Origin of the sequence: Enterobacter cloacae complex sp. 2022EL-00788 (assembly GCF_026627565.1) — a bacterium.
Classification (GTDB): Bacteria; Pseudomonadota; Gammaproteobacteria; order Enterobacterales; family Enterobacteriaceae; genus Enterobacter; species Enterobacter pasteurii.
This window is the reverse complement of the sequence record NZ_JAPNMC010000010.1, coordinates 1-21,892: the sequence shown is the minus strand read 5'-3', so window position 1 is coordinate 21,892 and position 21,892 is coordinate 1. Positions and strand designations below refer to the sequence as shown.

General features: G+C 55.0%; 24 protein-coding genes, 2 tRNA genes and 2 other RNA genes. 14 read left to right on the top strand and 14 right to left on the bottom strand.

The window, feature by feature from the left end:
• Positions 1-8 precede the first annotated feature (8 nt).
• Positions 9-1,058 (bottom strand): rhodanese-related sulfurtransferase, encoded by a 1,050-nt coding sequence (locus OWK27_RS16205; protein ID WP_148421767.1) that lies wholly within the window; start codon positions 1,056-1,058, stop codon positions 9-11.
• 222 nt (positions 1,059-1,280) lie between these two features.
• Between OWK27_RS16205 and OWK27_RS16200 the strand changes: the two genes are divergently transcribed.
• From OWK27_RS16200 to OWK27_RS16190, 3 genes are all read left to right on the top strand, one after another.
• A complete protein-coding gene (locus tag OWK27_RS16200; RefSeq protein WP_148421768.1) occupies positions 1,281-2,207 on the top strand; it encodes a Kdo(2)-lipid IV(A) acyltransferase in 927 nt (308 codons plus the stop codon).
• Positions 2,208-2,349: 142 nt separating this feature from the next.
• On the top strand, positions 2,350-3,567 hold the full coding sequence (mdtG, locus tag OWK27_RS16195; RefSeq protein WP_193356308.1) for a multidrug efflux MFS transporter MdtG: 1,218 nt from the start codon (positions 2,350-2,352) through the stop codon (positions 3,565-3,567).
• Positions 3,568-3,666: 99 nt separating this feature from the next.
• On the top strand, positions 3,667-4,041 hold the full coding sequence (locus tag OWK27_RS16190; RefSeq protein WP_148421770.1) for a MysB family protein: 375 nt from the start codon (positions 3,667-3,669) through the stop codon (positions 4,039-4,041).
• A 7-nt stretch (positions 4,042-4,048) separates the two neighbouring features.
• On the opposite strand, the gene OWK27_RS16185 is transcribed toward OWK27_RS16190, so the two are convergent.
• From OWK27_RS16185 to mdoG, 3 genes are all read right to left on the bottom strand, one after another.
• On the bottom strand, positions 4,049-4,276 hold the full coding sequence (locus OWK27_RS16185; protein WP_148421771.1) for a YceK/YidQ family lipoprotein: 228 nt from the start codon (positions 4,274-4,276) through the stop codon (positions 4,049-4,051).
• Positions 4,277-4,339: 63 nt separating this feature from the next.
• Positions 4,340-6,868 (bottom strand): glucans biosynthesis glucosyltransferase MdoH, encoded by a 2,529-nt coding sequence (mdoH, locus tag OWK27_RS16180; protein ID WP_176610646.1) that lies wholly within the window; start codon positions 6,866-6,868, stop codon positions 4,340-4,342.
• Entirely contained in the window at positions 6,861-8,414 is a 1,554-nt protein-coding gene (gene mdoG, locus OWK27_RS16175; protein ID WP_193356310.1) for a glucans biosynthesis protein MdoG, read from the bottom strand. The genes mdoH and mdoG overlap by 8 nt, the downstream gene beginning before the upstream one ends.
• Before the next feature lie 255 nt (positions 8,415-8,669).
• Between mdoG and mdoC the strand changes: the two genes are divergently transcribed.
• Positions 8,670-9,809 carry a glucans biosynthesis protein MdoC gene (gene mdoC, locus OWK27_RS16170; RefSeq protein WP_148421774.1) on the top strand — a complete coding sequence of 380 codons (1,140 nt, stop codon included), beginning with the start codon at positions 8,670-8,672 and terminating at the stop codon, positions 9,807-9,809.
• A gap of 41 nt (positions 9,810-9,850) precedes the next feature.
• Here the strand turns inward: mdoC and ymdB are convergent, their stop codons facing one another.
• From ymdB to csgB, 5 genes are all read right to left on the bottom strand, one after another.
• Complete coding sequence (gene ymdB, locus OWK27_RS16165; RefSeq protein WP_176610648.1) at positions 9,851-10,387, bottom strand: O-acetyl-ADP-ribose deacetylase; 537 nt, start codon at positions 10,385-10,387, stop codon at positions 9,851-9,853.
• Positions 10,388-10,467: 80 nt separating this feature from the next.
• Positions 10,468-10,791, bottom strand: coding sequence for a type 1 fimbrial protein (locus OWK27_RS16160; protein WP_148421776.1), 324 nt, complete (start codon positions 10,789-10,791; stop codon positions 10,468-10,470).
• 160 nt (positions 10,792-10,951) lie between these two features.
• Entirely contained in the window at positions 10,952-11,284 is a 333-nt protein-coding gene (gene csgC, locus OWK27_RS16155) for a curli assembly chaperone CsgC (RefSeq protein ID WP_267590771.1), read from the bottom strand.
• A gap of 55 nt (positions 11,285-11,339) precedes the next feature.
• Positions 11,340-11,795 carry a curli major subunit CsgA gene (gene csgA / locus OWK27_RS16150; RefSeq protein ID WP_148421778.1) on the bottom strand — a complete coding sequence of 152 codons (456 nt, stop codon included), beginning with the start codon at positions 11,793-11,795 and terminating at the stop codon, positions 11,340-11,342.
• Positions 11,796-11,834: 39 nt separating this feature from the next.
• A complete protein-coding gene (gene csgB, locus OWK27_RS16145; protein WP_242174544.1) occupies positions 11,835-12,290 on the bottom strand; it encodes a curli minor subunit CsgB in 456 nt (151 codons plus the stop codon).
• A gap of 742 nt (positions 12,291-13,032) precedes the next feature.
• On the opposite strand from csgB, the gene csgD reads away from it, so the two are divergent.
• From csgD to csgG, 4 genes are read left to right on the top strand one after another with little or no spacing between them, the layout of a single operon-like run.
• Entirely contained in the window at positions 13,033-13,683 is a 651-nt protein-coding gene (gene csgD, locus OWK27_RS16140) for a biofilm master transcriptional regulator CsgD (RefSeq protein ID WP_176610651.1), read from the top strand.
• Positions 13,684-13,687: 4 nt separating this feature from the next.
• On the top strand, positions 13,688-14,077 hold the full coding sequence (csgE, locus tag OWK27_RS16135) for a curli production assembly/transport protein CsgE (RefSeq protein WP_148421781.1): 390 nt from the start codon (positions 13,688-13,690) through the stop codon (positions 14,075-14,077).
• Between the two features lie 26 nt (positions 14,078-14,103).
• The gene (gene csgF / locus OWK27_RS16130; protein WP_006809295.1) at positions 14,104-14,520 is read left to right on the top strand and encodes a curli production assembly/transport protein CsgF; all 417 of its coding nucleotides are present in this window, start codon (positions 14,104-14,106) and stop codon (positions 14,518-14,520) included.
• 26 nt (positions 14,521-14,546) lie between these two features.
• Complete coding sequence (gene csgG / locus OWK27_RS16125) at positions 14,547-15,380, top strand: curli production assembly/transport protein CsgG (protein WP_148421783.1); 834 nt, start codon at positions 14,547-14,549, stop codon at positions 15,378-15,380.
• Between the two features lie 42 nt (positions 15,381-15,422).
• On the opposite strand, the gene OWK27_RS16120 is transcribed toward csgG, so the two are convergent.
• The 4 genes from OWK27_RS16120 to ghrA form a co-directional block, all read right to left on the bottom strand.
• Positions 15,423-15,905 (bottom strand): DUF1097 domain-containing protein, encoded by a 483-nt coding sequence (locus OWK27_RS16120; protein WP_267590770.1) that lies wholly within the window; start codon positions 15,903-15,905, stop codon positions 15,423-15,425.
• 96 nt (positions 15,906-16,001) lie between these two features.
• Positions 16,002-16,556, bottom strand: coding sequence for a TorD/DmsD family molecular chaperone (locus tag OWK27_RS16115; RefSeq protein WP_148421787.1), 555 nt, complete (start codon positions 16,554-16,556; stop codon positions 16,002-16,004).
• Positions 16,557-16,575: 19 nt separating this feature from the next.
• The gene (locus OWK27_RS16110) at positions 16,576-17,313 is read right to left on the bottom strand and encodes a phosphatase (RefSeq protein ID WP_267590769.1); all 738 of its coding nucleotides are present in this window, start codon (positions 17,311-17,313) and stop codon (positions 16,576-16,578) included.
• A gap of 84 nt (positions 17,314-17,397) precedes the next feature.
• On the bottom strand, positions 17,398-18,336 hold the full coding sequence (gene ghrA, locus OWK27_RS16105) for a glyoxylate/hydroxypyruvate reductase GhrA (protein ID WP_267590768.1): 939 nt from the start codon (positions 18,334-18,336) through the stop codon (positions 17,398-17,400).
• Positions 18,337-18,567: 231 nt separating this feature from the next.
• On the opposite strand from ghrA, the gene OWK27_RS16100 reads away from it, so the two are divergent.
• From OWK27_RS16100 to OWK27_RS16090, 3 genes are all read left to right on the top strand, one after another.
• Positions 18,568-18,655: transfer RNA gene (locus OWK27_RS16100), tRNA-Ser, on the top strand.
• A 45-nt stretch (positions 18,656-18,700) separates the two neighbouring features.
• A non-coding RNA gene (locus tag OWK27_RS16095) (RtT sRNA) lies at positions 18,701-18,838 on the top strand.
• A gap of 45 nt (positions 18,839-18,883) precedes the next feature.
• Positions 18,884-19,019, top strand: a non-coding RNA gene (locus OWK27_RS16090) — RtT sRNA.
• Between the two features lie 63 nt (positions 19,020-19,082).
• Here OWK27_RS16090 and OWK27_RS16085 read toward each other — a convergent pair.
• On the bottom strand, positions 19,083-19,988 hold the full coding sequence (locus OWK27_RS16085; protein WP_267590767.1) for a LysR family transcriptional regulator: 906 nt from the start codon (positions 19,986-19,988) through the stop codon (positions 19,083-19,085).
• A 109-nt stretch (positions 19,989-20,097) separates the two neighbouring features.
• Between OWK27_RS16085 and OWK27_RS16080 the strand changes: the two genes are divergently transcribed.
• The 3 genes from OWK27_RS16080 (at position 20,098) to OWK27_RS16070 (ending at position 21,881) form a co-directional block, all read left to right on the top strand.
• Entirely contained in the window at positions 20,098-20,958 is an 861-nt protein-coding gene (locus OWK27_RS16080; protein ID WP_267590766.1) for a pirin family protein, read from the top strand.
• Positions 20,959-20,978: 20 nt separating this feature from the next.
• The gene (locus OWK27_RS16075; protein ID WP_267590765.1) at positions 20,979-21,656 is read left to right on the top strand and encodes an isochorismatase family protein; all 678 of its coding nucleotides are present in this window, start codon (positions 20,979-20,981) and stop codon (positions 21,654-21,656) included.
• Positions 21,657-21,793: 137 nt separating this feature from the next.
• Positions 21,794-21,881: transfer RNA gene (locus OWK27_RS16070), tRNA-Ser, on the top strand.
• Positions 21,882-21,892 lie beyond the last annotated feature (11 nt).

Below are 21,892 nucleotides of genomic sequence, written 5' to 3'. Positions count from 1 at the left end.
GCAGTTATTTATTCCGGGTCCGGAATACCCAGTTTCGTATTCAGTCGACCCCGGGATTTATTAAAGATCTTATTCCCGTTCTCGCGCCCTGCCCGACGGCGGCGCTGCTCCTCTTCCGGCAACACGCTCTCTTCGCTGCACAGCTCGCTACAGCAGCCGTTAAACTTTTCGGCGCAGGCCGGGCACTGAATAAACAGCAGGTGACACCCGTCGTTTTTGCAGTTGGTGTGCGTGTCGCACGGCGTACCGCACTGGTGGCAGTGCGCAATCACATCTTCTGAAATGCGCTCGCCCATACGCTCATCAAACACAAAGTTTTTACCGATAAAACGCACCGGTAAGCCCTGTTCGCGGGCGCGGCGAGCGTATTCGATGATCCCGCCTTCAATGTGCCAGACCTTATTAAAGCCGTTGTGCTTCATCCAGGCGCTGGCTTTTTCGCAGCGTATCCCCCCGGTGCAGTACATAACGATCTTTTTGTCTTTATGCTCCTGCATCATCTCGACGGCTTTCGGCAGCTGTTCACGGAAGGTGTCGGCCGGAATTTCCATCGCGTTCTCGAAATGCCCCACTTCATACTCGTAGTGGTTACGCATATCGATGAATACCGCATCCGGATCGTCGAGCATGGCGTTTACTTCAGCGGCCTTGAGGTATTCCCCCACGTCACCGGCATTGAAGGTCGGATCGTCGATCCCGTCTGCGACAATACGTTCGCGCACTTTCATGCGCAGCACCCAGAAGGATTTTCCGTCATCGTCCAGCGCGACGTTCAGGCGCAGCCCGTCAAGCGCCGGATCAAACCCGTAAAGGCAATCACGGAACGCGCCGACTTTGCTTTCCGGCACGCTGATCTGGGCGTTGATACCCTCACGCGCCAGATAGACGCGGCCAAACACGTTCAGGCTGGTGAAAGCCTGGTAAAGCGCATCGCGGGTGGCCTGCGGATCGTTGATGGTGAAATATTTATAGAAAGAGATGGTCGTGCGCGGCTCGGTTTCGGCTAACATACGCGCTTTCAGCATCTCATTCGAAACCCGGTTGTGTAACACTGGCATGGTGTACAAGTCCTGCAATCGTCAGAGAGAAGTAAAAATCGGTCGGCATCATATAGCAAACAAAGACAATTTACATCCACACAATTTACGCTACATTTCAGTCAACCTGATTAAACAGACTTAACAGGTACGGTCATCCTGCATGTTTCGATGACAGACATTTTGGCTATGCCTTAAAAAATGAGACAATAGCTCCTCAGGACGTTAGAACACAGGACAGACATGACCCAGTTACCGAAATTTACTGCCGCGCTTTTGCATCCCCGCTATTGGTTAACATGGTCAGGCATTGGCTTGTTGTGGCTTATTGTACAACTTCCTTATCCCGTTCTCTTCCGGATGGGTAAAGGTCTGGGTCGCATTGCTCAACAGTTTATGAAGCGTCGCGCCAGGATCGCGTATCGCAACCTTGAGCTTTGCTTTCCTCAGATGAGCGAATCTGAGCGCCACGACATGGTGGTGAAAAACTTCGAATCTGTCGGCATGGGGCTGATGGAGACCGGTATGGCCTGGTTCTGGTCGGATAAACGCATGGCGCGCTGGACAGAGGTAGCCGGTACCGGTATGGATCCGGTGCATAATCTCCAGGCTAACCAGACCGGCGTTCTGCTGATTGGCGTCCATTTCCTGACGCTCGAAATTGGCGCGCGCATGTTCGGCATGCAGGCGCCGGGCATTGGCGTGTATCGTCCTAACGACAACCCGGTGATCGATTTGATCCAGACCAACGGCCGCATGCGCTCCAATAAAAGCATGATCGACCGTAAAGACCTGAAGGGGATGATCCGCGCCCTTAAATCAGGTGAAGTGGTCTGGTATGCCCCCGATCATGACTACGGCCCGCAATCCAGCGTGTTTGTTCCGTTCTTCGCGGTAGAGGACGCGGCTACCACTACCGGGACCTGGATGCTGGCGCGGATGTCGAAAGCGGCTATCGTGCCGTTTGTGCCGCGCCGCAAGCCGGACGGTTCGGGCTATCAGCTCATTATGCTGGAGCCGGAACTCGCGCCACCGCTGGATGACGCAGAAACCACCGCGCGGTGGATGAACGGCATCGTCGAGCAATGCATCATGCTTGCGCCGGAGCAGTACATGTGGCTGCATCGACGCTTCAAAACCCGCCCGGAGGGCGTCCCTTCCCGGTATTAAACTGCATGCGGCCTTCCGGGGCCGCATCGCGTTTTAGCTTTAAAAGCTCTCCCGCATTGCGACAACCATAACCCAGGCGCATAATTAGCAGGCTTATTACCTCACTGGTCACGGTGCCCTGCACCTCTTAATGCGGATAGTTATGTCCCCCTCAGATGCTCCCATAAACTGGAAACGTAACCTGACGGTTGCGTGGCTGGGTTGTTTTCTTACTGGCGCCGCCTTTAGCCTGGTGATGCCCTTCCTGCCCCTCTACGTTGAACAGCTGGGCGTCACCGGCCACGGCGCGCTGAACATGTGGTCGGGGCTGGTATTCAGCATTACGTTCCTGTTTTCCGCCATTGCATCGCCGTTCTGGGGCGGGCTTGCTGACCGTAAAGGCCGAAAAATCATGCTGCTGCGCTCGGCGCTCGGAATGGCCATTATCATGCTGCTGATGGGGGTGGCGCAGAACGTCTGGCAGTTCCTGATACTGCGCGCGCTCCTGGGCCTGCTCGGCGGGTTTATCCCGAATGCCAACGCCCTTATCGCCACCCAGATCCCGCGTCATAAAAGCGGCTGGGCGCTCGGCACGCTCTCCACCGGGGGAGTAAGCGGCGCGCTGCTTGGCCCGCTGGCAGGCGGGCTGCTTGCCGACCACTACGGTCTTCGGCCGGTCTTCTTCATTACCGCCAGCGTGCTGTTTCTCTGTTTCCTCGTGACGCTTATCTGCATCCGCGAGAACTTTACGCCCGTGGCCAAAAAAGAGATGCTGCGCGCCCGCGACGTGCTGGCCTCGCTAAAAAATCCGAAGCTGGTGCTGAGCCTGTTCGTCACCACCATGATTATCCAGGTGGCGACCGGCTCGATCGCCCCTATCCTCACGCTCTACGTGCGCGATCTGGCCGGAAACGTCAGCAGCATCGCGTTTATCAGCGGACTGATCGCCTCCGTTCCCGGCGTGGCCGCGTTACTGAGCGCGCCACGGCTCGGCAGGCTGGGCGATCGCATTGGCCCGGAAAAAATCCTGATCTGCGCCCTGATCGTCTCCGTTCTGCTGCTGATCCCCATGTCGATGGTGAACTCACCGTGGCAGCTCGGCGTGTTGCGCTTCCTGCTGGGAGCAGCGGATGGTGCGTTGCTCCCGGCGGTGCAGACGCTGCTGGTCTATAACTCCACCAACCAGATTGCCGGACGTATTTTCAGCTACAACCAGTCGTTTCGCGATCTGGGTAACGTCACCGGGCCGCTGGTCGGGGCGGGGATTTCGGCCAGCTTCGGCTTCCGGGCCGTTTTCATCGTTACGGCTGGCGTCGTGCTGTTCAACGCGGTTTATTCGTGGCTCAGTTTATCCCGGGCGCTACGTCCGGCGCGGGAATAAGACACTATCGTGACGGCTAATTTTCGCATTCGTACTTGCAAAAGCAGATAATCAGCTATCCTTTCCCTGAATACCTTCACGAAAAACAGGGAGACACCAATGACCATGTACGCCACGCTGGAAGAAGCTATCGATGCCGCTCGCGAAGAATTCCTCGCCGATAACCCCGGCATTGAGGAAGAAGATGCTGACGTGCAACAGTTCAATATTCAGAAATACGTCCTTCAGGACGGCGATATTATGTGGCAGGCCGAGTTCTTTGCTGATGAGGGCGAAGACGGAGAATGTTTGCCGTTATTGAGTGGTGAAGGTGCGCAGGCCGTATTCGACGGCGACTATGACGAAATTGAGTTACGTCAGGAGTGGCTCGAAGAAAATACGCTGCATGAATGGGATGAAGGCGAGTTTCAGCTCGAACCGCCGCTGGATACGGAAGAAGGTCAGGCCGCAGCGGACGAATGGGACGAGCGATAAGTTACCGCTACTCGTACGGGCCGTGGCTGGCATCGATGGGCAGCAATAGCGTATCGAAAATCAGCGAAAACGGCAGATCGAGCACGGTGAGATAGCGCCATGCGGAATCGCGAACGTCCCACTGCACGCCGGGATAATACTGATTCCCGTGGCCCTGTCCGGGAATGGTGCGGCTGATAATGCTGCCGCAGCCGCTGAGCAGGCATGCCGTTATGATAACGATGAAGATTTTCATTGTTTAACCTCTAAAAAAATACCGGCGCTTAAGCCGGTATTTTATGTGGCGGGTAAAGAAGCGTTACTTCGCCTTCAGCGCAAGCGGATTCAGCTTCACGTCCTTATAGTAGTTCACCCACGAAGAGTATCTCTCCGGCGCGGACCACACGCGGTAGTGAAGCCTTGCCATCGTCACCGGATCGCTCAGCAGTACCAGACGACGGTCGCGGTTAAGCTTTTCTGGCGTCTCGTTCAGCGCCTGCTCAACGTGACGATCGCGGGCGATCTCCAGCACCTGGCTGGCACGGTGACGCGCGGTCGCCATTGCTGTCGCCAGTGCGTTAAATGACGGGTTAAACACGGCGTGCATAAAGCCATCATCGAGCGAGCGTTTGCGGTTCTGCTCCAGATAGGTATCGGTATCAACCAGCACCTGCGGCGGAGAATACTCTTCCGGGATCAGGAACAGCTTCCAGCGCTTGGTGCGCAGGCCCACCGTCGAACGGCTGGAGATCACCGACACAAACGGCGACAGGATCAGCGAGAAGACGATTGGCGCAAGCCAGAATAGGAAACGCAGATCCAGCCATGCCATACCGACCGCCCACACCAGGCCCAGCAGCAGCTGGGAGCCATGGCGCATAAACGCTTCGCTCCACGGCGTAGAGTCATCGTCACGCTGCGGCGAATTCCACACCACTTCCCATCCCAGGAACGCGCTCACCACGAACACCGTATGGAACAGCATGCGCACCGGTGCCAGCAGGACCGAGAATAGCACTTCCAGCAGCAGCGAGAGGGTAACGCGTAAGAAACCGCCGTACTCTTTCGAGCCTTTGCACCAGATCAGAATGATGCTGAGCAGCTTAGGCAGGAACAGCAGCACCATGGTTGAGGCAAACAGCGCAATCGCCAGTTCCGGACGCCACTGCGGCCACACCGGGAACAGCTGGCGCGGTTGCAGGAAGTACTGCGGTTCCGTCAGGGCATGCACGACCTGCAGCGCGGTGGAGAGCGCCAGGAACATAAACCACAGCGGCGCGGACAGATAGGACATCACGCCCGTCAGGAACACCGCGCGGTGAACAGGGTGCATCCCTTTCACCAGGAACAGGCGGAAGTTCATCAGGTTACCGTGACACCAGCGGCGGTCACGCTTGAGTTCATCCAGCAGGTTCGGCGGCAGCTCTTCATAGGAGCCCGGCAGATCGTAGGCAATCCAGACGCCCCACCCTGCACGACGCATCAGCGCAGCTTCCACAAAGTCATGCGACAGAATGGACCCGGCGAACGACCCTTCACCCGGCAGCGGCGCCAGCGCACAGTGCTCGATGAACGGCTTCACGCGGATAATGGCGTTGTGGCCCCAGTAGTGAGATTCACCCAGCTGCCAGAAGTGCAGACCGGCGGTAAACAGCGGTCCGTAGACGCGGGTGGCAAACTGCTGGCAGCGCGCATACAGCGTGTCCATGCCGGACGCCTTAGGCGAGGACTGAATGATACCCGCGTTCGGGTTGGCTTCCATCAGACGGACCAACCCGCTCAGGCAGTCGCCGCTCATCACGGAGTCCGCATCCAGCACGACCATGTAGCTGTACTGGTTACCCCAGCGACGGCAGAAGTCATCGATGTTCCCGCTCTTACGCTTCACGCGGCGGCGGCGGCGACGGTAGAAAATCTGCCCTTCACCCTGCACTTCGGCAATCAGCTCCATCCAGGCCTTTTGCTCTGCCACGCAGATGTCCGGGTTGTAGCTGTCGCTCAGGATATAGACGTCGAAATGCGCCGCGTTACCGGTAGCCTTTACGGACTCCCAGGTCGCACGAAGCCCCGCGAATACGCGGTCAACGTCTTCGTTACAGATAGGCATAATCAGCGCGGTACGGTGCTCAGGATTGAGGGGTTCATCCCCGACCGTCGACGCGGAAATGCTGTATTTGTCACGCCCCATCAGCAGCTGCAGGAAGCCCATCAGCGCGGTCCAGAACCCGGCGGAGACCCAGCAGAACAGCACGGCGAACAGCAGGAGGATACCGCTCTGTAAGATATACGGCAGCAGCTGCATGAAGGAGACCCAGATATCCTGGCCAATCATGTCAGCAGGATTAATCAACGCCCAGCCCTGGTACGGCAGAATAGATTTCATGTACCAGGTGGCGACGACGGTCTGCGCCAGCGTCAGCAGCAGCAGAATGTAGCGACGAATGGTTCCCACGGTACGCCACTTCTGCTCAGACGCCTGCTGCTCTTTGGTCAGACGTGACAGATAGCGCGGCGTAACGTCACGCCCGCGCAGGCGATCCCAGAAGCGGCCCACCGGGTTGGTGCGCCACGGATCGGGGAACATGGAGGAACGCGTGGCCTTCGGCATTGCCTGCAGCTGGTCACGCCCTTCGTCATCCTTGATCAACTGCCCTTCCGCCAGCGAGTCCGGCCACGCCTGTTCCAGGCGTGCCTTCACTGACCCCAGCGGCGTGTCATCATCACGAGAAAACGGACGATGTTCGCCATCCAGCGCGGTGTGAACCGCGCGGATGTCGCTCGCAGGGAGTGCCGCTTTTTCAATGTCCGTCAGCGGCATGGCATCAATATATTCAGATGTATTATTCATTGGCAGGTAGCTGGTAGCTCCAGGTTTCACTCAGCGGCTTATCGTTACTGACCAGCGCGGCGCGCATTTCAGTGGTCTGTTTCGGATCCTTCACTTTCACGCGCAGGGTCAAACGCCACCCTTTGGTTACCGGGTTGTAGCGCACGGCATTTTCAACGATTTCACCGTTATCGCCAATGCTGGCCTGTGCCGTCACGGCAGTATCCGGCGCCAGTTTTTTCATATCCTGGCCGGTGAAGTCCACGATGAATGCCAGCGTACCGTCCGGCTGACGAATAAGGTTGGACTGCTTCACATCACCCGTTGAACGACGCGTCTGCATAACGTACGCGTTATCCGGTGCGTGGAGCTTGTCTTCGTCACGGCTGAAGGTGATCGCATATTTGAAGTTCATCTCTTTACCGGCTTCCGGCAGCTGATCCGGCGTCCAGTAAGCCACGATGTTGTCGTTCGTTTCATCGTTGGTTGGAATTTCAACCAGCTCGACCTTACCTTTACCCCAGTCGCCCTTCGGCGTAACCCAGGCGCTCGGGCGCAGATCGTAGCGGTCATCCAGATCTTCAAAGCGGGAGAACTGACGGCCACGCTGCAGAAGACCAAAGCCCTGCGGGTTTTCCATCGCAAAGCTGCTGACGGCCAGATGTTTCGGGTTGTTCAGCGGACGCCAGATCCACTCGCCGTTACCGGCATGGATGGACAGGCCATTGGAGTCATGCAGCTCGGGACGGAAGTTGGTCGCCGGAGACGGCTGGTTCGGCCCGAACAGGAACATGCTGGTCAACGGCGCAACGCCCAGCTTGCCCACTTTATCGCGCAGGTAAACTTTAGACTGCACGTCCACCACCGTGTCACGCCCTGGCATAATCACGAAGCGATAAGCGCCAGTCGCACGAGGGGAGTCAAGGAGCGCATAGATGGTGAGACGTTTGTCGGTTGGCTTTGGACGTTCGATCCAGAACTCGCGGAAACGCGGAAACTCTTCACCTGATGGCAGCGCGGTATCAATGGCCAGGCCGCGCGCAGAAAGCCCGTACACCTGCCCCGCGCCGATTACGCGGAAGTAGCTGGCGCCAAGCATGCTGACGATTTCGTCGTTTTTATCTTTGCTGTTGATCGGGTAAAGCACCTTGAAGCCTGCGAAGCCGAGGTCTTTCACCGTATCTTTATCGTGTTGCACATTGCCAAAATTGAAATAATCCGGGCTGTACTTGATTTTGCGAACCGCGGTTGCCGTCACTTCATTGATGGCAACAGGCGTGTCGAAGTACATACCCTGATGATAAAATTCAAGCTTGAACGGGGTTTTAATATTGTTCCAGTACGCTTTATCGTGATTGAACTGGATCTGCTGATAGTCCGCGTATTTCATGTCGCGGAAAACGGAGGGCAGGTTACTTTTTGGCGCTTCATAGCTCTTGCCCGCCATCGATTTTGCCTGTTTTGCGACATCATCGATGTTAAAGGCCAGTGCAGATGAGGTATACAGAGACAACAGCACTGCAACACCCAACCAACGCATTTTCATTACTTGTGGTTTATGTTTCATAATAAGTAAGCACTTCCCCCTTTGTGTGCTTATATCGATCCGATCCATTTTAATGGAAACTCAGGCAATCCGACAACATTATCACTGCTTTGTTCAGCTCGCTGGCTCATGGAATAAGCAAATGAAAGAACCCGCTTTTCACTTTGCGTGCTTATCCTGGAGACAGGGTGTCGGTCTTGGTGTAGGGTTGGCTCCGAATGTAACCATTAAGAGCCTTATGGATAAGGCGAAAAGTCTGAGAATGCGCAACGCGATATGAGCACACCCCCTGTAGAACGTGAATATTTCCTCGACTCGATCCGCGCATGGCTGATGCTGTTGGGGATCCCTTTTCACATTTCACTGATTTATTCCAGCCATACCTGGCACGTGAACAGCCAGATGCCTTCGTGGTGGCTTACGCTGTTTAACGATTTTATTCACGCCTTCCGCATGCAGGTGTTTTTCGTCATTTCCGGCTATTTCTCCTACATGCTCTTTTTGCGCTATCCCCTGAAGCGATGGTGGAAGGTCCGCGTGGAGCGCGTTGGGATACCGATGTTGACGGCGATCCCCCTGTTAACGCTGCCGCAGTTTATTATGCTGCAGTACGTCAAAGGAAAGACGGAAAGCTGGCCGAATCTCTCTCTGTATGAAAAATACAACACCCTGGCCTGGGAGCTGATATCTCATCTCTGGTTCCTGCTGGTGCTGGTGGTGCTAACCACGGTAAGCCTCGCGATCTTCAGCTGGCTGCGCCAGCGGGCGAGCACAGCATCCCGCACCTTCTTCTCCAGCATCACCCTGGGCAAGCTGTCGCTGCTGTTTTTTGCGCTGGGAATCGCTTATGCGGCCCTCAGGCGCACCCTTTTCATTGTCTACCCGCCCATTCTGAGCGACGGGCTGTTTAATTTCGTGGTGATGCAAACGCTATTCTACATTCCCTTCTTCCTGATCGGGGCGCTGGCATTCATTCATCCGCGGCTTAAGGCGCTGTTTACTACCCCCTCCCCCTGGTGTGCCGTGGGTGCTGCTCTGGCCTTCGCGGCCTACTTGCTCAATCAGCGCTACGGCAGCGGGGACGCGTGGATGTACGAAACGGAAAGCGTGATAACCATGCTGATGGGCCTGTGGATGGTGAACGTGGTGTTCGCGCTCGGCCATCGCCTGCTGAATTTTAAATCCAGCCGCGTGACCTACTTCGTTAATGCTTCGCTGTTTATCTACCTGGTTCACCACCCGCTGACGCTGTTCTTCGGCGCTTACATCACGCCGCATATTGCGTCAAACGCGCTGGGCTTTTTCACCGGCCTCGTCTTTGTGGTTGGCATTGCCGTTGTGCTGTATGAAATCCACCTGCGGATCCCGCTATTGCGCTTCCTGTTCTCAGGAAAACCACAGGTTAAAGCAGGATAAAAAAACGGCGCCGCAAGGGCGCCGTTTTTGCCTCCCAGACATCAAAATGCCTGGCTGCGCTCGGTCAGCAGCCGTTGATACAGGTCGGCGGTCTCTTCATCGAAACAGACAAAAATGACTTTTTCCGGCATGGGCTTGAGGGAAAGGTAGTGATAAACGGTATTCACGGCGATAGCTGCAGCCGCCTCTTTTGGATAACCGTAAACGCCCGTGCTGATGGCCGGGAATGCCATCGTCTTATACCCGTTATCTGCCGCAAGCCGCAGGCAGTTGCGATACGCCTGCTCCAGAATTTCAGCCTCATGGCGATCTCCCCCGTGCCAGACGGGGCCCACGGTATGGATCACCGCTTTGGCCGGCAGATCGCCCGCCAGCGTAATAACAGCATGCCCCGGCGGGCACTCTCCCTGCTGCTGTCTTACGACCTTACACGCCTCAAGGAGCCGAGGTCCGGCGGCCCGGTGAATGGCACCATCCACGCCGCCCCCACCCAGCAGGGAAGAATTGGCAGCGTTAACGATCACGTCTACGTGCACCGTCGTGATATCGCCATGAACTACGTCGATTTGCGGTCTCATAAACACCCCCTACACCCCGCCTTTTTCACCAGTGTATCGCAGAGGGCGAAGGAGAAAAACCGTCGTACCAGAATCGGCGATTAACGGTAGTCCACCTGAACGACCGCGAGCGTTTTCTGTTCATTCAGGTATTTCATGGTGACGGCGGCCAGATTGGACCGAGACTGATGGCCGCTTAAAGCCTCGTCATAGCTGATGGTTTGCGTGTTGATATGGTTATTATCCGGGCAGGAAATGGAAAGCTGCCGATGCTGCTGAGGAGTGACGTCGCAAGGATCGGCCACAATCGCGCCGCGAAAATGAATAATCCCTCCCTTTTCAATCGTGGCTGAATACGCCGGAGAAAAAAAGGCGGACAGGATCAGTCCCATACCGGAAATAATACACGCTGCGGATTTGATCATTATTTGTACTCCTCAATGAAATTCGTCCTTGAGGGGTAAAAACGCTCCGTTATGACCTATGAAGTATCACGTTACGGAACCAAATTGCGGGGTTCTTGATATCAGCATAGCTCACCTTCGCAGGTCCGCCACTTTTATAAATCATTGATTTCATGAATTATTAAAGCGTACTCATCGGCGCGGTCCACTGCTGGGATAAATGAAGCGATTTTCCATCGGTAACGGTGACAATTATTTTTACCGCATCCCCTGAACCCATATTTAAACGTATACGGGTTAAATCAATCGGCTGATTAGCGGGGATAAAAAGGGTATTTTTCTGCCGGGAGATACTTTTCCCAGCCGGCCCCTGGCGTACGGATAAAACGCCGACCCGGCAGCGGCAGGCGTCCACCAGAGTGACCCGCGGAATAATGGAGATCGTTTCGTCCTGCCGTGAGGTATTGAACGTTATCTGGCCTGAAAGCGCGGCCAGGAGAATGAGTGTGCTCATGAGGTCCTCACGAAAAAAAACAGGGCACACGCCCTGTTTTTAGCATGGAGCAGAATCAGTACTGATGCGCGGTGGCGTTGTTGCCGAAGCCAACCTGCTGCACGGTCACCGTTGAACCGGACGCGGTCTGGTCTACAGCCGCGCCGTTACCGCCACCGAACTGTTTCACGCTGATAACCGAGTCTTTGCTGTTCCACTGGTCAATGGTTGCACTGTTACCAAAGCCTTTTTGCAGCAGATCGATGGAGCTGTCATCAGAGCCCTGCCCTACATCTGCGCCGTTACCGCCACCATGCTGGGTAATGGTCAGTTCAGAGTCTCTGGCATCCGTCTGCAGGGCCAGCGCGGAGTTACCGCCACCGTACTGGTAAATGCTCAGGGTTGAGTCAGGGCCATTATTGCCGCCTCCCCATCCACCGCCGTGGCCGCCGCCAAACTGTGGTACCGCACCTGCGAAAGCACTGCCAGAAACTACGATTGCTGCAATAACTGCCACTTTGAAAAGTTTCATGGTAAACCCCCATCGGATTGATTAAGCCGTCGCGGATGGCTAGCGTTGAATAACGCGAATAGCCATTTGCGACTGTCTCTGTACTACAACTGCTGTTTTCTGCGTACCGTACTGCGTTATATTCGCCCTGTTACCCGAGCCTTTCTGGATAATCATGGCGGTATTACCGAAAGCCCCCTGCTTGATACTCGCATCGTTGCCGTTACCGGACTGATCGATATAAGCAAGGTTATAAGCCCCTGACTGATCGACGTTCGCTCGGTTATTTCCCCCATCCTGAGAAATTACGGACAGTAATTTAGCACCGCCCTGGCGAACATCAGCATTATTCCCGGATCCCTGTTGACCAATAATGGCGGCCTGATTATATGAAGCTTTACTTAATTCATTAATCGCGAAGTTATATTCAGAAACGGCTAAATCTGAAGATCCTGCGATTACAAATCCAGGCGCACCCAGTAATGTAAACATCATAAGCAACGTTTTGTTTTTCATGCTGTCACCCTGGGCCTGGCTATAAAAGAAACGTTTACTCCGTCGTTAACGCGATTCGTTTTGTTAACGCCGCGTTACGAAAAACATTATGTCTGCCGGAAGTTATTTAATATCTCACCCGTGCTTATTATTTTTATATACCGCTTCACCTCAAAGTCGTAAATTTCGCCCCGGAAGCTGCCACGCACGTCAAATGCAGAAACAAGATACTCGCTTTGCCGTTGTACAACGAACAGGCGGACCGTCTAACTTTGGCTGGCCTCCTGCGCATGAAAAAGCACATCCTTTACGATCCGCGTGACGCGAAGCAAGTTTTCTTAAGAAAACCGTCCTGCTTAGAAAGGGCTTACTTTTTTTACGCTTCTCATACCCTCTGCCGGCTGGCCTGCGATAATACAAAGCAATAAACATCAGCCGGTTATAATAGTTTGCATGACGGATAAAATCTGTGCATCATTATTCACCTGTACAACTTTCACATTAACGTAAAATCAATATCTCTCGCGAAATACACATTTTAATATCCAGAGTTACATTCTGTTACAGGATTAACACTTGCTTTAAAGTTTGCAATAGCTAGATTGAAAACAGCAGCACGTTATTTGTTTTTAAATTTACCGCCTCCTCTGGAGGTGGTTTTTAACTACACACAGCAGTGCCACACCTGTCAGTACTTCTGGTTCCTCTTTCAATTACACGAGAGGGCAGCTGCCGGGTGTCATAAATAAAGTGGGGTTTCATCATGTTTAATGAAGTCCATAGCTTACCCGGTCATACGTTATTGTTGATCACCAAACCTTCTTTACAGGCTACAGCGTTGTTGCAGCACTTAAAGCAATGTCTTTCACTGAGCGGGAAACTGCATAATATTCAACGTTCTTTTGATGACATCGCGCCTGGCAGCATCATTTTACTCGATATGATGGAAGCGGATAAAAAACTAATCCATTACTGGCAGGATAATTTAAGCAGGAAAAACAATAATATCCGTTTGCTATTATTGAATACCCCTGATGAGTATCCCTTCCGCGAAATAGAGAGCTGGCCACATATCAACGGCGTATTTTACGTCACTGAAGAAGAGAACCGTGTCGTAGAGGGGTTGCAGAGCATATTGCGCGGAGAGTGTTATTTCTCGCAAAAGCTTGCCAGCTACCTGATTACCCACTCCGGCAATTATCGCTATAACAGTTCAGAATCCGCACTTCTGACGCACCGTGAGAAAGAGATCCTGAACAAACTGCGTATCGGTGCTTCAAATATTGAAATCGCCCGTTCGTTATTTATCAGCGAAAATACGGTTAAGACGCATCTTTATAATCTTTTCAAAAAGATAGCTGTTAAAAATCGCACGCAGGCGGTGTCGTGGGCAAACGATAACCTCAGGCGCTAATAGCATGAAAAGCACGCTGAACTGGATTGCCGCCGCAGGCTTCCTGTTTGCTGTCGGAAGCCTTCAGGCTGTTGAGGTTGAAGTTCCGGGGCTGTTAACCGACCACACCGTTACCTCTGTCGGACACGATTTTTATCGCGCCTTCAGCGATAAGTGGGAAAGCGACTACCCCGGTAATTTAACCATCAACGAGAGGCCCAGCGCGCGCTGGGGAAGCTGGATCACAATAACCGCTAATCAGGACGTTATTTACCAGACCTTTTTATTCCCAACGAAAAGAGACTTCGATCGAAACGTCGCTTTCGCGCTGGCACAAACAGAAGACGCTATTAACCGCCTGCAGTTAGACAAAGCTCTTTTGAGCACCGGCGATTTAGCAAAAGATGAGTTCTAGCAACGATACCTATTTCGGAGGCTGTTATGCGTCTCGCACACACGGTGATTTCGTTAATGCTCATTGCGCCATTAAGCTGGGCCGGAAATATGACCTTTCAGTTCCGCAACCCCAATTTTGGCGGCAACCCGAATAACGGGGCATTTATGCTTAATCAGGCTCAGGCTCAAAACTCGTATAAGGACCCCAGCTATGACGATGATTTCGGTATCGAGACCCCGTCTGCGCTGGATAACTTCACTCAGGCCATCCAGTCGCAAATATTAGGAGGCTTGTTAACCAATATTAATACCGGCAAACCCGGCCGCATGGTGACTAACGACTTTATCGTCGATATTGCCAACAAAGATGGGCAGCTTCAGTTAAATGTGACCGATCGTAAAACCGGAAGAACGTCGACAATCCAGGTTTCCGGCTTGCAGACCAGTTCAACTGATTTCTGAACACCTCCGAAATAAGGACAATCATCATGCAGCGCTTTTTTATTTTAGTTGCGGTGTGCTTATTAAGCGGTTGTTTAACTGCTCCGCCGAAAGAAGCCGCTAAGCCAACGTTAATGCCCCGCGCCCAGAGCTATCGCGACCTGACGCATCTGCCGGTGCCAACCGGGAAGATATTCGTCTCGGTGTATAACATTCAGGACGAAACGGGACAGTTCAAACCGTATCCGGCCAGCAACTTCTCGACGGCCGTCCCGCAGAGCGCAACCGCGATGCTGGTTACCGCCCTGAAAGATTCGCGCTGGTTTATCCCGCTGGAGCGTCAGGGACTGCAAAACCTGCTGAACGAACGAAAAATCATTCGTGCCGCTCAGGAGAATGGGACCGTCGGCGTCAATAACCGCATGCCGCTTCAGTCTCTCACCGCAGCCAATATCATGGTGGAAGGGTCGATTATCGGCTACGAAAGCAACGTGAAATCGGGCGGCGCAGGTGCGCGTTACTTTGGAATTGGAGCCGACACGCAGTATCAGCTGGATCAGATTGCCGTTAGCCTGCGCGTGGTTAACGTGAGTACGGGCGAAATTTTGTCCTCCGTAACCACCAGCAAAACGATTCTCTCTTATGAGGTGCAGGCGGGGGTATTCCGCTTTATTGACTATCAGCGTTTGCTGGAAGGTGAAATTGGCTACACCGCCAACGAGCCGGTTATGCTGTGCCTGATGTCGGCCATCGAAACCGGGGTGATTTTCCTGATTAACGACGGTATCGATCGCGGCCTGTGGGATCTTCAGAATAAGAGTGACGTAAGAAATGCGGTTCTGGTGAAGTACCGCGAGATGTCGGTGCCGCCGGAATCCTGATCGGCAGCGCTAAAAAAGGCGAGATATCACTCTCGCCTTTTTTTATTCACTTACCGCCGTAACGTTCTGGGGCTTTTCTCGTCGGGCTGCAAGCCACAGGCCGCTGTTCTTCATGGCATAGCCAAACAGTAATCCCAGCATTACCGAAGGCACCACCAGCTTCCACTCCCCCTGCCCGGCAAAGGTGGCGCAGGCGCCCATAAACGTGCCGGGCACGAAGGAGAGCAGCAGATGTTTTGCCTGAATGCACATCAGGAAGGCCACAACCCCGGTCATGACGTAACCCAGCATCTCGATATGCGGTGCCAGCGCGCTGCCCTTCATGATGACCATCGCCCAGGCTACCCCGCTCAGCAGGGTACAGCCCGAAATAAACAGCCCCTTCAGGCCACCCTGCGGGCAGGCGAAATAGGCCGTGCAGCCAAGGAAACCCGCCCAGCTCAACAAACCGAGAGACACTGCTACCCATCCCCAGATGCCGGAGAGGATGCCTGTCGTGAGTGCAATACAAAGTAAGATATTCATGGTGCGCATCTTAGCAGATGCGCACCGGGGAAATGAGATCGGAAGCACATTACGTGCAAGTTGAAATGTATCGTTGCAGGTTTTTTGTGACTTAAATCACTCTTCGTTCTCTTCTTCCAGCTCATCCCACATCGCAGCGATGGCATCGCGCGTCAGGGGTGCCAGCGTTCTCCAGAATGGCGAGGTGGCGTGAGCCTCAACTTTGCCGAGGAAAGTGCCGCACCAGGGCAGCAGGTACGTGTCGAACAGGGTTTCAATCGCCTCATTCTCATCGTCTCCCGCGTTATCTTCAATCCACGAGGCCGCCAGCAGCAGCGTACCGATATGATCGGCTGGCATATCCGTCAGCGGCATGCCGCGTTCTGAAAGAAATGCCCGCACCTCCGCCTCGGTTGCACCTTCCTGCCAGGCAGAACGATACGGCGAAACGCGACACTCTTCCCCCACGAACAGCGCGTTGTAATCGGTTGAAATCTGCTGCATGTCGCAGCTTTTTTGCAAACGTTCCAGCAAATCATCCTGCTCCAGCGGCCAATTCTGCGCCAGTTTACCTTCACGGATGAGGGTAAACAGCGGAACCAGCAGCGGGTCCTGCGGCTGGCGATAATATAAGGTGCCCAGCACGCGGCAAAGGATGGAAAACTCATTCATGTTTCTGTTCCGTTATTAATTAAAGATCGGCAAATTCATCAATCGGTGCCATGCCGCGCGACTCAAGGAAGTCGAGCATACGCCGCGGCGTGACGTTCAGGATCCGTTCTTCCGGGAAGTTCACGTCCTGTAAAATTTTCAGGCACTCGCTGAAGTCACCCAGCGTGAAGGCGGTGTGTGAATCAGAGCCCAGCGCCACCATCCCGCCCGCGTCACGCACGGCCGCCGCCACGGCGCGACAGTTTGCTTCACTGCCCTTGCGCGAGTGAACAAACGAGGAGTTATTAATTTCCAGCGCCACGCGGTGTTTTGCCGCCGCCTGCGCCACGGCCTCAATATCAATCGGGTATTTAGGGTTGCCCGGATGGCTGATAATGTGCACGTTGCCGCTGGCTATGGTGGCGATCATCGCCGCGGTATTGGTGTCTTTATCCTGCGGCGCAAAAACGGGCTCATGAAAACCGGCGAGGATCAGATCTAACGAGGTCAGCATCGGGCCGGTGCAGTCAATGTCACCGTCGATATTTTTGATATTCGCTTCAATGCCGCGCAGTATCCCGATGCCGTCTACCAGACGAGGCCAGATACGCATATTCACAAAATGCCAGTAGTGCGGCGCATCCGCCATATCCGGGCCGTGATCGGTTATCGCAAACAGCTTAATGCCCTTAAGCTTCGCCTGCGCGATGTAATCATGGAGGTTGCTGTAAGCGTGGGTGCTGGCGACGGTATGCATATGCAGGTCAACGGGATACATCTTTCTCTCCTCTGCGTTTTTTCCAAAGGATAGCAGTTATCAGCGGCGAATATTAGCAAAAACCCGGCTAACGCCGGGTTTCTCTCAGTAGCCTCGCTGTCTGTCGACCTGTCCGGTCACCGCGTTGCCCTTCTCTATCTCGCTGATGGTATGCGAGATATACGCTACGGCCTCTGCCGGACGCGTCACGGCCGCAACATGTGGCGTCATCGCCACGCGGGGGTGAGCCCAGAGCGGGCTTTCCGCCGGCAGCGGCTCGCGGCTATACACGTCCAGCATAGCGCCTTTCAGCTTACCGCTGTCCAGCGCGTTCAGCAGATCGTCCTCTACAACGTGCACCCCGCGCGCCAGGTTCATCAGGTAGCTCTGGTCAGCCAGCTGGTTGAGCAGCGCACCGTTAATAATGCCAACCGTCTCCCCCGTATTTGGCAGCAGGTTAATGAGGACACGCGTCTGTTTCAGGAACGCGGGGAGTTCGTCCATGCCGGCAAAGCTCTCGACGCCCGGGTAATTCTTGCGGCTGCGGCTCCAGCAGCGCAGCGGGAAGCCCCACGGCGCGAGCGCTTCTGCCACTTTTGAGCCTAATACCCCTGCCCCGAGGATGCCGATGGTAAAATCTTCACGCTGATAGTCCGGGAGCGGTTCCCAGTGGGCCTTCTGCTTAAACGCCTGATAATCGTCGAAGCGGCGGAACCAGTGCAGCACCTGGCTCACGGCATATTCCTGCATCTGCTGGCCCATGCCGGTATCTTCCAGCCGGAACAGGGGAATATCCTCCGCCAGCATTTCCGGGTGTGCCTTCAGCTTACTTAAAATGGAATCCACGCCAGCGCCGAGGGCAAACACCGCCTTCAGCCTGCGCCCCTGAAGCATTTCAACCGGCGGATGCCAGACGAGGGCGTAGTCGGCATGTTCATTATCGCCCCGCTTCCACTCGCGAACGCGTGCGCCAGGCAGTGCAGCCGCGATCGCGTCAATCCAGTAAGCCGTATCAAAAGTGGGGTGATAGAAGATAATATCCATAGTCATTCCTGCCTTTTTTGCGCGGTTTTATTTTCATTTTCAACTGGATTGCCAGCATAACAAATTTAACGGGAAACCGCGTTGCTGATAAAAGAGGCGCTTTTCGCACATTTCGGAATCAGGTTGCCTGAAGTTTGTCTAAACGCGCTAAATTACTGAAAAAGTGAGTTGACGGCAGTACGGCTTTTCCTTACATTAGCGCCCGTCCCGACAACAACGGGATGACAATATGGTGAGGTGTCCGAGTGGCTGAAGGAGCACGCCTGGAAAGTGTGTATACGGCAACGTATCGGGGGTTCGAATCCCCCCCTCACCGCCATATTTAAAGAAGAGCTCGTACGAAAGTACGGGCTTTTTTTTTCGCATATTGCACGCCTGTGGGGGGATGAGAACCCCCGACCGGGGTTCGACAACTGGCGACAGCCAGTTGGACAGACTGAGAGCGCAGCGAACAGGCTGCCCGCAGGGCGAGCGAAGCGAGTCAATCCCCCCCTCACCGCCATATTTAAAGAAGAGCTCGTACGAAAGTACGGGCTTTTTTTCACATATTGCACACCTGTGGGGGGGATGAGAATCCCCGACCGGGGTTCGACAACTGGCGACAGCCAGTTGGACAGACTGCGAGCGCAGCGAACAGGCTGCCCGCAGGGCGAGCGAAGCGAGTCAATCCCCCCCTCACCCTAACCCTCTCCCCAGAGGGTAGAGGGGATAGTTCGGTGCTCGCATTCAGTTGTCCCCCGGAAACGTTACTCCTCCACCATCCGGGCATATTCTTCGGTAAGAAAATCCACCAGCGTCCTGACCGACGGCAGTAAACCGCGCCGGGAAGGATATACTGCGTGAATCACTTCCCGTCTTGGCTCCCACGCGTCCAGTACCCGAACCAGTTCCCCTGACGCAAGCTGATCTTTCACCATCAAAATCGGCAGCTGCACCACGCCCACGCCCGCCATCGCCGCTTCCCGCAGCGCCAGCATGTCGGTCGTCACCAGGCGCGGCGTAAAGTGAACCTCTGCTTTCGCCCCCTCCGGCCCGCTCAGATCCCACTTATGCAGGTGCCTGCCGGCCCCCATACTTAAACCCGGCCATTTGCTGAGTTCAGAGGGCATCGACGGGCTACCCATCCGTTCAATCAGGGACGGTCCGGCAACCAGGCAGTGTCCCCTGTCAGCCAGCACCCTTAACACTAAATCGCTGTCGTCAAACGGACGCGGGCGAACGCGGATCGCCACATCCACTCCCTCACCGACCAGATCGACCCGGCGGTTGGTCGCTTCCAGCTGGAGGTTAATCCCCGGATAGCGTGCCATAAACGTTGCCAGCATTGGCCCCACGTGAACGTGCAGTAACGTCACCGGACAGGCGATCCTGACCATACCGCGCGGTTCAGCCTGTAAGGCAGCCACGGCCTCCTCCGCCGCTTCGGCCTCTACCAGCATCGCTTTACAGTGCTGATAAAACGTCTGCCCCACCTCAGTCACCGTGAACTGCCGCGTGGTGCGCTGTATCAACCGAACGCCGAGCCGCTCCTCCAGCTGTGCGATCCGGCGACTCAGTTTGGATTTAGGCTGATCCAGCGCTCGCCCTGCCGCCGCAAACCCACCATGGTCCACCACCTTCACGAACCACGCGAAATCATTGAGATCCTGCATATGCCCCCATTGTTCTATTTGAAGAACAGTGAATGTCATTTTCGCTATCTACCGGGATATTAACCCTGAATATAAGCTAATTACATCAACAGAACATCAGGAGTTAATCATGAAAAACGTAACTGGCGTTTATACCGCACCCCGTCCGCACTGGGTCGGCGACGGTTTTCCCGTTCGTTCGATGTTTTCTTACCAGACGCATGGCGAAACGCTAAGCCCGTTTCTGCTGCTGGATTACGCCGGGCCTCACACCTTCCCGGCGGATGGCGTAAAACGCGGCGTGGGCGAGCATCCTCATCGCGGCTTTGAAACGGTCACCATCGTCTACGCCGGTGAGGTTGAGCATCGTGACTCCACCGGCAGAGGCGGCGTGATTGGCCCGGGAGACGTGCAGTGGATGACGGCTGGCGCAGGCATTCTGCACGAGGAGTTCCACTCCGGCGCGTTCGCGCAGAAAGGCGGCGAACTGAAAATGATGCAGCTGTGGGTCAACCTGCCCGCCAAAGACAAGATGGCGACGCCGGGCTACCAGAGCATCACTCGGGCGGATATCCCGTCGGTTACCCTTCCGGATAACAGCGGAACGCTACGCGTCATCGCTGGACGCTATGAAGATGTAACCGGCCCGGCTCATACCTTCTCGCCGCTGAATGTGTGGGATCTCTCGCTGAATCAGGGCAGCCATCTGACGCTCCATCAGCCAGAGGGCTGGAGCGCGGCGCTGGTTGTCGTTGAGGGCAGCGTGACGGTAAATGGCGCCACGCCGGCGGGTGAAGCGCAGCTGGTCGTGCTAAGCCAGAGCGGTGACAAGCTGCATCTCGAAGCCAGCAGCGACGCGAAGGTGCTGCTGATGGCCGGGGAGCCGCTGAATGAACCGATTGTCGGCTATGGCCCGTTTGTGATGAACAGTAAAACCGAAATCGCCGAGGCAATTCGCGATTTCAACTCCGGCCGCTTTGGCCAGATCTGAACGTAATAAAGGAGCGCATTATGTCTCCCCCTGCAAACTTCAACGGTGCACGTCCCGTTATTGACGTAAATGATGCAGTCATGCTGCTTATCGATCACCAGAGCGGGCTGTTCCAGACCGTTGGCGACATGCCAATGCCCGAGCTGCGCGCCCGTGCGGCGGCGCTGGCAAAAATTGCCTCGCTGGCGAAGATCCCGGTGATCACCACGGCGTCGGTGCCACAGGGACCAAACGGCCCGCTTATCCCGGAGATCCACGCCAACGCGCCGCACGCGCAGTACGTTGCGCGTAAGGGCGAGATCAACGCCTGGGATAACCCGGAGTTTGTGGCGGCGGTAAAAGCCACGGGGCGTAAAACGCTGATTATCGCGGGCACTATCACCAGCGTCTGCATGGCTTTTCCCTCTATCAGCGCGGTGGCGGATGGCTACAAAGTGTTTGCGGTAATAGATGCGTCCGGCACCTACAGCAAGATGGCCCAGGAGATCACTCTTGCCCGCGTGGTGCAGGCAGGCGTGGTGCCGATGGATACGGCAGCCGTTGCTTCTGAGATTCAGCGGACATGGAATCGTGAAGATGCGGCTGAATGGGCTGAGGTTTACACGCATATCTTCCCGGCCTACCAGCTGCTCATCGAAAGCTACGGCAAAGCGCAGGACGTGGTGAAAAACAGCGAAGTGCTCGATTCACAGCGTTAATCCTACGCTGTGCGGCAAAAGCTGATTAAGGCTTAACCGAACAGGCACGAATGCAGAAAATCTGCTTGACCGTTTTGGCGCAACTCCCTATAGTAGCGCCCCGTTGCCCCCCAAGCGGTCAGGCAGCAAAACAATATGGTGAGGTGTCCGAGTGGCTGAAGGAGCACGCCTGGAAAGTGTGTATACGGCAACGTATCGGGGGTTCGAATCCCCCCCTCACCGCCATACTTTAAGAA